The 12,352-nt window shown below is 49.5% G+C and carries 9 protein-coding genes; 3 read left to right on the top strand and 6 right to left on the bottom strand.

The features are described from left to right. Window position 1: 1 nt before the first annotated feature. On the bottom strand, window positions 2-3,127 hold the full coding sequence (locus AOU00_RS15370) for a DEAD/DEAH box helicase (RefSeq protein WP_069290981.1): 3,126 nt from the start codon (window positions 3,125-3,127) through the stop codon (window positions 2-4). Between the two features lie 182 nt (window positions 3,128-3,309). Next, window positions 3,310-4,242 (bottom strand): helix-turn-helix transcriptional regulator, encoded by a 933-nt coding sequence (locus tag AOU00_RS15365; RefSeq protein ID WP_069290980.1) that lies wholly within the window; start codon window positions 4,240-4,242, stop codon window positions 3,310-3,312. Window positions 4,243-4,349: 107 nt separating this feature from the next. Here AOU00_RS15365 and AOU00_RS15360 point away from each other — a divergent pair, with 107 nt between their 5' ends. Next, complete coding sequence (locus AOU00_RS15360; RefSeq protein ID WP_069290979.1) at window positions 4,350-4,889, top strand: dihydrofolate reductase family protein; 540 nt, start codon at window positions 4,350-4,352, stop codon at window positions 4,887-4,889. An 82-nt stretch (window positions 4,890-4,971) separates the two neighbouring features. Here the strand turns inward: AOU00_RS15360 and AOU00_RS15355 are convergent, their stop codons facing one another. The 3 genes from AOU00_RS15355 to AOU00_RS15345 all read right to left on the bottom strand — a co-directional run bounded on the left by AOU00_RS15355 (window position 4,972) and on the right by AOU00_RS15345 (window position 8,072). Further along, on the bottom strand, window positions 4,972-6,267 hold the full coding sequence (locus AOU00_RS15355; RefSeq protein ID WP_023986792.1) for an ABC transporter substrate-binding protein: 1,296 nt from the start codon (window positions 6,265-6,267) through the stop codon (window positions 4,972-4,974). An 86-nt stretch (window positions 6,268-6,353) separates the two neighbouring features. Continuing rightward, entirely contained in the window at window positions 6,354-7,190 is an 837-nt protein-coding gene (locus tag AOU00_RS15350; RefSeq protein WP_025721894.1) for a carbohydrate ABC transporter permease, read from the bottom strand. Continuing rightward, complete coding sequence (locus AOU00_RS15345) at window positions 7,191-8,072, bottom strand: carbohydrate ABC transporter permease (protein WP_025721893.1); 882 nt, start codon at window positions 8,070-8,072, stop codon at window positions 7,191-7,193. 208 nt (window positions 8,073-8,280) lie between these two features. On the opposite strand from AOU00_RS15345, the gene AOU00_RS15340 reads away from it, so the two are divergent. Next, window positions 8,281-10,095, top strand: coding sequence for a sensor histidine kinase (locus AOU00_RS15340; protein WP_069290978.1), 1,815 nt, complete (start codon window positions 8,281-8,283; stop codon window positions 10,093-10,095). A gap of 7 nt (window positions 10,096-10,102) precedes the next feature. Then, window positions 10,103-11,737, top strand: a complete 1,635-nt coding sequence (locus AOU00_RS15335) for a response regulator transcription factor (protein WP_069290977.1) — start codon at window positions 10,103-10,105, stop codon at window positions 11,735-11,737. On the opposite strand, the gene AOU00_RS15330 is transcribed toward AOU00_RS15335, so the two are convergent. Further along, window positions 11,703-12,290: a GNAT family N-acetyltransferase gene (locus tag AOU00_RS15330; RefSeq protein ID WP_069290976.1), complete on the bottom strand. Its 588-nt coding sequence runs from the start codon at window positions 12,288-12,290 to the stop codon at window positions 11,703-11,705. The genes AOU00_RS15335 and AOU00_RS15330 overlap by 35 nt on opposite strands. Window positions 12,291-12,352: the final 62 nt, after the last annotated feature.

The raw sequence follows: 12,352 nt of genomic DNA, 5'->3' as shown, positions 1-12,352 counted from the left end.
CTCACTCAATCCATACATCATTTTGCAACGCAATCAGACCACGCAATTCATCATCAGACATTTCGGTGAGCCAATGTTCACCAGAGCCGACAACCTGCTCGGAAAGTGCCTTTTTGCTCTCGATCAGCTCGTCGATCCGCTCCTCCAGTGTACCTTGGCAAATCAGCTTGTGCACTTGTACATTGCGGCTTTGACCAATACGGAATACACGGTCCGTCGCCTGATTTTCCACTGCTGGATTCCACCAGCGGTCATAGTGAATGACATGGCTGGCACGTGTCAGGTTCAGACCCACGCCACCTGCACGCAGGGAAAGTACGAATATATTCGGGCCTTCTCCCTGCTGGAAGTTGTGAACAATTTCATCTCGTCTGGTTTTCGCCAGTCCTCCATGCAGAAAATACGGCTCTTCCCCGAAGATTTTGGCCAAACGAGAGACCAGCAATTCTCCCATCGACACATATTGGGTGAATATCAGCGCCGATTCGCCGTTCTCGCGAATCGTCTCCACCAATTCCAGCAGTCGCTCCATTTTGCCCGAGTTTTCCGTTTTACCACTATCAGCCCGGCCCGGAATGATCAGACCCGGATGGTCACAAATCTGCTTCAACTTGGTCAGTGAAGACAGAACAAGCCCTTTGCGAGCCATACCGATCTGCCCATCCAGTGTTCCCAATAATTGATCCACTACGCCCCGATACAATCCGGCCTGCTCTGGTGTCAGTACACAGTAGGATTTCAACTCCAGCTTCTCTGGCAAATCCTTGCGTATATCTGGGTCGCTTTTGAGTCGACGCAGCATGAACGGGGAGACGAGCCGATGAAGCTCGCGCAACGCGGACCCCCGCTCTTCTCCCGCCAGACTGTAACGCTGGCGGAACGAAGACGCCGTACCGAGGTAACCTGGATTCAGAAATTGAAAAATAGACCACAGCTCGCTCAGCCGATTTTCTACCGGAGTACCTGTCATGGCAATCCGGTGTGGAGCAGACAGCTTCATGACGCTTTGCGCTTGCTTTGTTCGTGCATTTTTTATATATTGCGCCTCATCCAACACGATGGAGGACCAGTATACCGCAGATAAATCGCTGCCGTCCCGGCCCGCCAAATGATAGGTAGTGAGGACGATATCATACTCACGTACACTTTCCTGAAACAGCTCGCCATGGAGTCGCTGGTTGCCATGGTGAATATACAGTGACAAATCCGGTGAAAAACGCTTCAACTCGCGCTGCCAGTTGCCGAGCAAGGACGTCGGACAGACGATCAACGCCGGACGTTGATCATCTGCGCCGATGCCACCGTCGAGCAGGCAGGTGATGACCTGAATCGTTTTACCAAGCCCCATGTCGTCCGCAAGACAGACGCCAAAGCCCAATCCACGCATCGCAGCCAGCCATTGAAAGCCGCGCTCTTGATAGGGCCGTAATGCGCCGTGCAGTGTCTCCGGCACAGGCCGCGGCTCTACCGAACGGAGTACGCCGCCCTCAGCCAAAGACGCAAGCAATCCGGCGGATTCCGCGCCAAAGATGGACAAGCCTTTCCATGAGGCCTCGCCTGCACTTTCATTTTCAGCAGCCAGATGCATCCATTCGGACAAGCTCATCTCACCGTTTTCCCCGCGCTTGATAAAGCGCAGCACCTGACGGATTTCCTTGGGATCGACCTCGATCCATTCCCCTCCGAGACGTACATACGGCAAATTGGCCGCGACGATGCTTTCCAGTTCCTCCATCGTCAAAATCGTATCACCCAGCACAGCCTCGGCATCAAACGAAATCATGCGGTTAATGCCGACAGACGATGTATCGGCAATCACACCATCTGGCTTGGCACCCTGCTCTGTCGAACGCATTTTGAGCCGCAAGCCTGCACGTCTTCGGCCCTCCCGGCTCCAGCGTGAAGGCATTTGCACGGTGATACCGTTCTTTTGTAATGCAGGAACGGCTTCCGTCAGGAAACGGAAGAACAACTCTGGCTCCAGTGTCAGCCCCTCGGGATAAGGACGATTCAACGCTTCTTGCAATATAGGTGCTGCTTCAGCCGCCTGTCCGAGCCTCATTAGCAGTTGCGCCTGCACTTGACGATATACAATTCCGCCTCGAACCAGATCACGTTCAGGATGCGCCCACAGTGCCAGAGCAGGCAGTCGCAACCCCGGCTCAGCATCGCTTTCTGCCCAAAAGGTAATGCGCCAATCCTTGACACTCTCTTCCAAGGAAGGCTCCAAACGAAGGCACAACCGCAGTTGCCCTTCTATCGGCTCCTTGTCTTCTCGTTCCGTGACAGGCATTGCGCTTCCCTCAAGAGAGGACGCTTGAAGCACCAGCTCCTCCATCTCCGCGGGCGTTCCCTGAATCGCCACCGGGCGGGAACCTGTCAGCAGACTGTTCCACCACAGCTCTGCCAGCGGCGATCCTCCGCGCCGATACTCTGCGCGATATCGACCCAGCTCACGGTCTGATGCTGCCAGCACCGCGGTCGTTTCCGCATGGATGACCGCACACAAGAAGGAGTACAGCACGATTCCGGCTGCATCCTCGCGTGTTTCAGGCTCCTTACCCGCAAAAACGGCCGGAGCTGCCATACAAACAGCTGGCATCGCAGCAGCCAGCTCATGAAAGCGGCGTATGTCCTCCTCTTGACACAGTCGAGGAATCCACACCCCGACAGCCGCTTCCGGACCACGACGACGCGGTCCCGATGGACGCGCCTCTGTAAGCGATGGCGCAATTTCGCCCCGTTGCATCAGCTCTAGCGCAAAATAAGCGGCTTTTTGCCAATATTGCATTTCCTCGCCCAGCGTAATGCCCGATGCCGCACAGCCCTTCTCGTCCATGCGGGTCAGCAGTGCCATCGTCTCGCGCGGTTCCAGCGCCAAACCCTCCAATGTACGCCCCAACATGGAACGTCTTTTGCCACCTCTGCCCGCGGTTTCCACACGAGCAGTGTTTGGTATCCGTACCTCAGCAAGACGCAACGCAGCCTGCCGAAACGGCCTAAGGTCTCCCTTTAGCGTCAGCCTGCGGATTACACTGCTCCACGCATCGATACGTGGTTCCGACGTCTCACCAGAAAAGCAAAAAAACACATCTCCGAGCCATATTCCATAAAGCGGTTGATTCATATCTGTCTCCCGTCCAGCCTTTTGAATTATTACTCTTCATCATATACGAAAACGGGCTCTTTTCAAAACTTTATCACAAAAATAAATGGAAAGTCATAAGTTAATAACCTTAAATATTCATGTAATTAACTATAAAAAGGGGGAGTCCGAAAAGCCATGGAAATGGCTATGGATACTCTCTCCTATTCGTCATCCTCCTTCAGATAAGGATGCAGGCTGTCTTGCAGTAATTCCTTGACCCTCATCCGCAGCTCTTTCGGATATATGACCTCGGCCTCTGGCCCGTATTTTAGCAAAAGTCGGGACACATATCTAAACTCTTCGACCGGAATATATCCCTGCCATTCCTGATCCTGCCCTTCTTGATGGGAAACATTTTGGAAGAGGGCATCTGATCCAGCCAGCCTGGCACCCAATGCGGTAAATTTTATTTTGGACGGAATTCCTATACGGGAATCCTCCGAAGCCAACCATTCCTGAAGTGTGGGAAGGCTGTCCAAGGTTTCGTCCAGCATCGTTATTGTAATCACCCGATCTGAACGGTACAGAATGATGCGGTCTCTGCTATGCGCTGGCATGTACCAATATCCGTGATCAAAATACAGTCCAATCGGATATACTTCAGTCCACTTTTCACCGGAAGCGGAGCGGTAAAACATGTTCACCCGGCGCTTATTCAACGCAGCCTCCAAAATGATTGAGGTGTAGGGTGATTCTGCGTGAGTGGGTAGCATACGAAAAGAAATGTACTCCTTTAATTGATCAATACTGTCCTGCACATCCTGTGGAAGCTCGGCATAATAGTGCTCGGATAAATGTCCACGAACCGAGCCAAAAGGGATATCTGGAATGTTCTCCAACAGTTGCAGCATGAGGAAAAGACCCAGAGCCTCGTCGCGAGCAAGATGAAGGGGAGGAAGAAGCCGATTGGGGAGTGCCCGATACCCGCCATGAGGACCCATTTCGGTATAAAGGGGTAACCCGGTCTGCTGCAAATAGTCGAGATCTCTTTGTATTGTCCTGACAGAGACACCAAAACGTTCAGCCAGCTCACGCGCCGTATATTTTTTTCGGGAATCCAGTATCCTCATAAGAGCAATTCTTCGTTCGTTCATAAGGTACCCCTCGGATCAAAAATTAATTTTAAATGACCGTTTTAACTACGACATACTATGTCATAAATACATTGTAACATTAGGAAATAGAAAGGAGTGAATGAACTATGGAAGATTTGAAATCAAACGCAGTTGTGCTGTATATTGCCATGAGTCTCGACGGGTATATAGCTTTGCCGGACGGTTCGGTGGACTGGCTGTATGATGTTAAAGGGGATGGCGGGGACAATGGATATGCCGACTTTTACGACACCGTAGGTACAGTGCTGATGGGCAGGCTGACGTATGAGGAAGTGTTGAAGCTCTCAGATGATTTCCCTTATGCTGGCAAGCCATGCTATGTGCTCACACGAGCATTAACGGAACAACAGCAAGCGCCACATATTACATTTACGGACGAAGCTCTGACTGAACTGGTTCCACGTCTACAAGAACAATCGGAAGGTGCGGTATGGCTAGTCGGTGGAGGCCAGTTAGTTCAGGCCTTCTTACAAGCTGGACTGCTGGAGAAGGCTATCATTGCGATCATTCCCAAGGTGCTTGGACAAGGAATACCGTTATTTCCAGAAGGAACGCTACCAAGTACATTTAAGCTCAAAGAAATAGAACGCCGCGGGGATATAGCTCTGCTCCATTACCATTTATAATTTTGTTTACAGAAAAGCCTTCATATTTCAGGATCATGCAATCTCCCTGAAATATGAAGGCTTTATCGCGTGCTTTTGTTCCTTATTTGGTCTTCAAATTATCCCATGTTCTCTGGAAATCCTCGAATAGCTTCCCGGCATCCGATTTACCTGCCACATAAGCTTGCATCTGACTTCCGAATTCTTGCTGTGCTCCTTCAGGATAGCGGCTAAAGAACCAGCCCAACAGTTTGTTTTCCTTACTGTATTTCACCACTTCCGCACCCAGTTGGCCCATATCAGCCTCTGCCCCTTCGATGCTCTTGAATGCTGGAATAAACTTGAATTCCTTGGTGATATACTTTTTACCCTGCTCGGATGTCACCATCCAGTTTAAGAACTCCTTTGCTTCGGGTTTGACAGTCGAATTTTTATTAACCACCCAGTTGTTGGCGACACCGACAAACAGCTTATCTCCGGCTGTTGCGTCTTCACCAATCGGCATAGGTAAAATACCCAGATTCAGCTTCGGATTAATTCCGTCAATTTGGACCTGAGTCCAGTTCCCTTGCTGCATCATGGCAGCCTTTCCAGTAGCGAAGTTCGTTACCTGCGTGTTGTAATCGGTCGTGAGCGGCTTCGAATTGCCATACTTCATTGTCAGATCGAACAGCTTAACCCACTCGGCGAATACAGCGTTGCCCGGAATCTTTGCTGTTCCATCATTTAGTCCTTTGACGAAGGCCGAAGGGTCCGGCTGATTGGCAAATGCCACGTTCAGCAAATGATTGCCCAGCACCCAAAACTCCTGATATCCATTAGAAAATGGAGTTATCCCTGCGGCTTGGAGCTTTTGCGCAGCTCCCTCCAGTTCGGACAATGTTTTAGGGGTCTCCGTAATCCCCGCCTTCTTGAACAAATCCTTGTTATAAATAAAGCCGTACCCCTCCAGATTCATCGGCTGGCCATACAGTTTGCCGTCTTTGGTCATCGGTTCTTTGGCGACATCGACCACATCGCCAACCCAAGGCTGGTCAGACAGGTCCTCCAAATATTCCAGCCACGTATCCAGCTCGCGGTAACCTCCTACGTTAAAAATATCCGGCTGCTCCCCGGAGGCGAACTTCGCCTTTAACGCCGCTCCATAGTCACTGCCCCCGCCCACGGTCTGAATATCGAGCTTGATCCCTGGATGAGAAGCTTCGTATTCCGCTTTCATGCGATTCAGCGCTTCTGCAATCTCTACCTTAAACTGAAAAATGTGAATTGTTTTTTCCTTCACTTCCTCTTTGCCTGCGTTTTGTCCGCCACTGCTGTTACAACCTGCCAAAACCAGGGCAAAGGCCGCGAGAAGCAAGATCAGTGCTTGAGCTTTCTTTTTAAAAGTATGCGTTTTCATTTTTATGTTCCTTTCTATTCTAAATTTCAAAGTGTCCTCCGTTTGCGGAGTGGCACACCGTGTACATTTTCAGCTCATCGCCACACTCAACCTTTGACCGAACCAGCCATAATACCTTGTATAATATATTTTTGCATGGCCAGAAAGAATACAATGACTGGCAAGATGCCCAGCACCAAAGCAGGCAAAGCCAAATCCCACTGCTTCGTGTATTGTCCAAAAAAGGCATAGGTCGCAATCGGAATCGTGCGCAGTTCAGCCTTTTGCAGTACCAGAGAAGGCAGGAGATAATCATTCCAAATCCAGAGCGTATTTAAAATAATAACAGTTACCATCATCGGCAGCATCAACGGATACACAATTCGGAAAAACACTCCGTAAGGCGTACAGCCGTCCACCGTAGCTGCTTCTTCCACCTCGACTGGCACACCTTTGACGAATCCATGAAAGAGGAAGATTGACATAGGGGCTCCGAATCCCAGATAACAGATTACCAGACCACTTATACTGTTCATTAAATCCAGTGTACTTACAACCTTGACCAAAGGAATCATCACCGATTGAAAAGGAATAACCATGGCAGCTACGAACAGGCTGAACAACACTCGATTATAACGTGTCGGACGCCGGACCATTCGGTAAGCAGCCATTGAGCTGATCAGTACGAGCAGCAGATTACTAACTACCGTAACTACAAGTGAATTCCATAAAGCTTCGGGAAAACGCGTGATGCTCCACGCTCTAGCGTAGTTGCTCCATACAAAGGTTTGTGGCCAGGCCGCAGAATCGGTGAGCAGGTCACCAAAGCTTTTGACCGAATTCACGAATAAAAAGTAAAACGGGACGAGGAATAACAATGCGACGAGGATCATCACCATCTCGGTCGCCCATGTTCCAAAGCGGTAGCGCTTGCTTGTTTCCATTTACGCTTCCACCTCCCGACTTTTCGTCAGTCGTACCTGAAGGCTCGTAACCAGAGCAACAATGATAAAGAAAATGAGTGCTTTAGCTGTTCCCAGCCCATAACGATTATTCACAAACGCTTCATTGTAAATATTGAGTGCAACCGACTCTGTGGACCCGAAGGGACCGCCTTTGGTCAGTGACAAATTGAGATCGAACATTTTGAATGACCATGATATCGCCAGGAAAAGACATACCGTAACGGCAGGCATGATCAAAGGAAGTATAATCGACCGCAAAATTTGCATCCGGCTTGCTCCGTCAATTTCGGCTGCTTCCAGCATATCGCGGGGCACATTGGTCAGGGAAGAGATATAAATAACCATCAAATACCCGGCAGTTTGCCAGATAAACACGATTACAATGCCCCAGAAGGCCGTGATCTCATCTCCCAACCAGGACAGGTTGAAGAAGGACAAGTTCGTGCTCTCTCCGATTGCTGCAAATCCCTTGACGAAAATAAACTGCCAGATAAAGCCCAGCAACAGACCTCCGATCACATTAGGCATAAAAAAGATGGTCCTGAGTACATTTTTTGTTTTCAGCGGTTTGGTTAGAAAATACGCCAGCAGAAAGCCAAAAATATTCGCAGCCACCACTCCTACCACCGTAAAACGGACCGTAAACCAGAACGCTGTCCCAAATTTGTCATCATTCCATAAAATGTGACTGAAATTATCCAGCCCGACCCACTTTGCCTCATTGGCTACCCCATTCCACTCTGTAAAAGAATAGTACATTCCGAGCATAAAAGGGATTACAATAATGATAACGAAAAATAACGTCGACGGCCCTACAAAAATGCATTGCTGGAGCCATTGCGACGACTTGGCGCGATTCAATCCGATCCCCCCCTTTTGTTGTCTGTTGGTGTCTGGAACGCTCCCTTACGGCTTTCTTTCAGCAGCATGATGCTTGGGCCGTACGGATATGCGATTCACATGTTCATTATGTCGAATAAGCGCTCTGGAGAACACGTAGGATCGTGAACCATTAGGGGGGAAAATATTGACCTCTGGCTCGCCTTGAATTGTGAAAGGAGCTCATTGCATGAAATTTCACAGTATTCGTTCCCGCCTGATCTGGTTTTTGCTCATTGCGGTCACTCTGCCGCTGCTGCTGTCGATGACTATGACCTTCGTTCTCACCAAGCAATCCTTGCGGGAGCAGGCCACACAAGAAAATGAACGGCTTATTTTTCAGGGAATTACGAATCTGGATAACTATTTACAGGGACTGAATCGTGCGTCCATCGGAGTCTATAATGACCCCCATTTTCTGCGTAATCTGGCCAAAATTCCGGATGATTACCGGGCCGTCGCTGAAATTTACACCACGCTGCAAACGATGATGAATGCTTCGTCAGGCATTGACCAAGTGTATTTGCATTCTTTTGAGGCTGGGCAATCCACGTTGATTACCAGTACAGTCCCGCTACGGGAATTCCGACTGGAGCCCTTTACTGGTTCTATTCATTACGGCCCTTCTGGACTATTCATACAGCCTTCGCACATGAAGCATATGTACGGCTTTTCGGCGGTTTCCTATGCGGAGCACAGCACAAAGCGGCAGGTATTTACACTTCATCGGGCGATTCGGAACATTCCTGCCTCAGAGACGCTTGGGGTACTGGCTATAGATGTTGATCTGGAGCCGCTGCGCAGTATTTGCCGTCAATTGTATGATGCGGATACAGAGGAGCTGTTTTTGATCGATCGGAACGGAACAATCATATATAGCGGAAAAGAAACAGCGATTGGAACACACTGGAAGGAATCTGACCTACTCAATCGAATTTCTAAAGAAGGCGAGCACGGAGTGATTGAGGATGATACGGCACTGCACGTGTACGGCAAGCTGGATGCCAACCTGTCAGGCTGGACGCTCGTCAAGAAAATTCCACATCGTACGCTGTATTTACGGGCTACCCGCCTGACTCAGATTAATGCGGTCATTACAGGCGCAGCGTTGCTACTTGTCATTGTGGCCACGTTATGGATTTCGATAAAAATCACGGAACCTATTAAGCGACTGACTCGCTACATAAACCAGATTCAGTCCGGTCAACTGGATGTAGACATTCGGGCCATGAGTAACGATGAGATCGGAGTACTTTCGCGCCGTTTCAGACAGATGATGGATACCATCAATAACCTCATTTTGCGGGAATACAAGCTGGAGCTGGCTAATAAGACACATCAGTTGAAAGCGCTTCAAGCACAGATTAATCCTCATTTTTTATATAATACGCTACAATCGATTGGAACCCTGGCTCTACAGCATGAGGTGCCGCGGATTTATTCTCTGCTCTCTTCCCTTGCCAAAATGCTGCGCTATAACATGCGGGACCATACGGTCGTTACACTCAAGGAAGAAGCCGAACATGTAAAACAATATCTTGATTTACAAAAGGAACGCTTCGGTGAGCAATTAGAGGTCACTTACCAGTGGGAAGATGAGGTCCTGAATGATCGGGTGCCTAAAATGATTCTCCAACCGTTGGTGGAAAACTACTTTAAACACGGAGCCGATCCCCGGCTGGGGCCCGGTGAAGTTCGCATTACAGGCAGCCGAATCCGGGAAGGCATTGTGAAAATAACCGTGGAAAACAACGGAGCTTCCATTCCACAGGCCGAATTGGAGCAGCTCCAGCATATGTTAAAACGTCCGCTGAAAGCCTACGAAGAGCCGGACACTAGCGAGCAGGATTCCATTGGCCTTCGTAATGTTCTATTGCGTATTCAGCTTCACTCGGAGGATGGTTCCAACACCCTGTGCGTAGACAACATCCTGCCTCATGGTGTCCGTTATACACTCGAAATTCGCACTGAAGCCCCTGCAGAAATTCATATTAAGGGAGAGTGATCTGTCAATGAAAGTCCTGATTGTGGATGATGAGAAGCATGTACGCCATGCCATTCGGATGCTCGTACATTGGGAAGCGTGCGGTGTGAGCGAGGTACTTGAAGCTGAGTCGGGCGATCAGGCGATTGAGGTCATTACCGCCCTTTCCCCACCCGTTGTACTTACGGATATGCGGATGCCCGGCAAGGATGGAGTAGCACTGATGGAGTGGATTCAAGTGAATTCCCCAGCAACCCGAGTTGTGGTGGTCAGTGGTTATGATGATTTTGATTTGGTTCGACAGGTCATCCGCCGGGGAGGCATGGACTATATTCTTAAGCCCGTAGATCCAGTGGAGATTAACGAGGCTTTAAATAAAGCCACTCAAGCCTGGCGGACAGCGGAGCAAGACCGGAACAGACAGACGATGCAGGCCATGGAGGTCAACCGGATGAGGCCGCACTATGCCGATAAGCTCCTGACTGAGATCGTTTCCGGTATAGCGAGTACCCCTCTTTCCATTACGCCCTTACGTGAGGAGTTACGTCTTCCAGCAGCTATTCAGATATGTAATGCAGCTGTGATGAGTACCACGCAGCTGGATGCCGATATACTGGACAAATATAAAACGCGTCGTGCGCTTTTGAGCTTTTCCCTGATTAACATTTGCAACGAATTTCTTGGAACTTCTCAAACCGGAATTGCATTCCGTCATCTGGAGCGTATGGACGAAATTATTCTGCTATATTGGGGCGAGCCATCTCGTTGGCCGCTGCTCTTGCAGGATATTCACACAGGGATCAAAACGGCTTTGCGGTGTTACATGCACATCGGGGTTGGCTCTTTTGGCTCTTTTGGCGCTTTTCCCATAGCGGCAGCCACTGCCTACCAAGAGGCACGGCAAGCGTTGTGGAAACGGGATGTGTTGCAAACCGTCGACTGGATGCACCAGAGTTCCCAGACACGGCAAAGCATTCGTCTTCCCCAGTTGCCTGAGATGGAAGAGGAACTGCGGCTTAGTGCACTCAGCTGTAATGCCAATCGTGTGTCGATAGCGGTAGGCCACTGGATAGCAGCCGTAGCCGAGCTGCCTTCGGTGACAGCAGAGCAGCTAGCCAGTTGGAATCAGGAGTTGGACTGGATGCTGGCCCGCTGGCTGAATGACAGACCCGGAGATACCGATGGCGAGGAACTGGCAGATGAGTCCGGCTCCATTCATGCACTGCCGGTCGACAACCGTGGTATGCTTTCCCTGCCCTTATGGCAAAGACAGGTTGAAAACCGACTGCTGGCAGCCGGTCAGGCACTTACACCAAGCCATAGCCCAAACAACCCGACCATCCGTGATATTGCCCGCTATCTGGATGCACACTATGACGAGGACATTTCTCTACAGGATATGGCGAGTCGCTTTTATCTCAGTCGCGAATATATTTCTCGTAAATTCAAGCAGGAGTACGGGGTTAATCTGTCGGACTATTTGTGTCAGATCAGGATGAGCAAGGCAAAGCTATTGCTGCTGAATGACAAGCTGCGCCTTCATCATATTGCCGGTATGGTCGGGTATCAGGATGAAAAATATTTTGGCAAGGTGTTCAAAAAACTGGAGGGGGTCACGCCCGGCGAATTCAGAAAACGCCATTCTGCAAATCCTCAGCCGTGACCGCATACAACACGTGATCTTCCCACACACCATTAATCTTCAAATAGTTGAGAGCCAGCCCTTCGCGGCGAAATCCTGCCTTTTCCATCACTCGATTGGAAGGCGTATTTCTTGGCATCACTCCAGCTTGAATACGGTGTAATTCCAACTCATTTAAGGCGTAGCGTACAATATCCTTCACTGCGGAAGTGGCATAGCCTTGTCCGTGGTATGCAGGATCTACAAAGTAGCCCAGATTGGCGTTTTGAAAGGGGCCTCTAGCGATACCCGACAGCTCTATTCTGCCGATCAGCTTATCATTTTCCGGCAAAAAAAGTCCAAACGTATATCCCTGTCCGGCTTGTGCCGCTTCCAAACCGTTAGAAATCAGACGCGCCTGTTCTTCCAGCGTAAAGTAAATTTCAGGTCGTTCTGGCTCGAACGGTTTGAAAAAATCAAAATTTTCACGTCTGATCTCTAATAAACGTTCTGCATCACTTACTTGTAACAATCGAATCTGTAGCCCCGGATGGGTGGACTTTATCAAAATGGCGCCATTAGCTTTATGTAACATTGTCATTTTCCTTCTTTCTCAGTTATTCCTATATTATTGTGTTCACGGTCACGAGACAGGAA

This window comes from Paenibacillus polymyxa (genome assembly GCF_001719045.1).
Lineage (GTDB): Bacteria > Bacillota > Bacilli > Paenibacillales > Paenibacillaceae > Paenibacillus > Paenibacillus polymyxa_B.
Note: the sequence above shows the minus strand (reverse complement) of the source record. Positions and strands in the feature narration are given on the sequence as shown.

Coding starts and splice junctions, on each gene's coding strand:
- AOU00_RS15370 (WP_069290981.1), bottom strand. CDS start 3,127: ATGAATCAACCGCTTTATGGAATATGGCTCGGAGATGTGTTTTTTTGC.
- AOU00_RS15365 (WP_069290980.1), bottom strand. CDS start 4,242: ATGAACGAACGAAGAATTGCTCTTATGAGGATACTGGATTCCCGAAAA.
- AOU00_RS15360 (WP_069290979.1), top strand. CDS start 4,350: ATGGAAGATTTGAAATCAAACGCAGTTGTGCTGTATATTGCCATGAGT.
- AOU00_RS15355 (WP_023986792.1), bottom strand. CDS start 6,267: ATGAAAACGCATACTTTTAAAAAGAAAGCTCAAGCACTGATCTTGCTT.
- AOU00_RS15350 (WP_025721894.1), bottom strand. CDS start 7,190: ATGGAAACAAGCAAGCGCTACCGCTTTGGAACATGGGCGACCGAGATG.
- AOU00_RS15340 (WP_069290978.1), top strand. CDS start 8,281: ATGAAATTTCACAGTATTCGTTCCCGCCTGATCTGGTTTTTGCTCATT.
- AOU00_RS15335 (WP_069290977.1), top strand. CDS start 10,103: ATGAAAGTCCTGATTGTGGATGATGAGAAGCATGTACGCCATGCCATT.
- AOU00_RS15330 (WP_069290976.1), bottom strand. CDS start 12,290: ATGTTACATAAAGCTAATGGCGCCATTTTGATAAAGTCCACCCATCCG.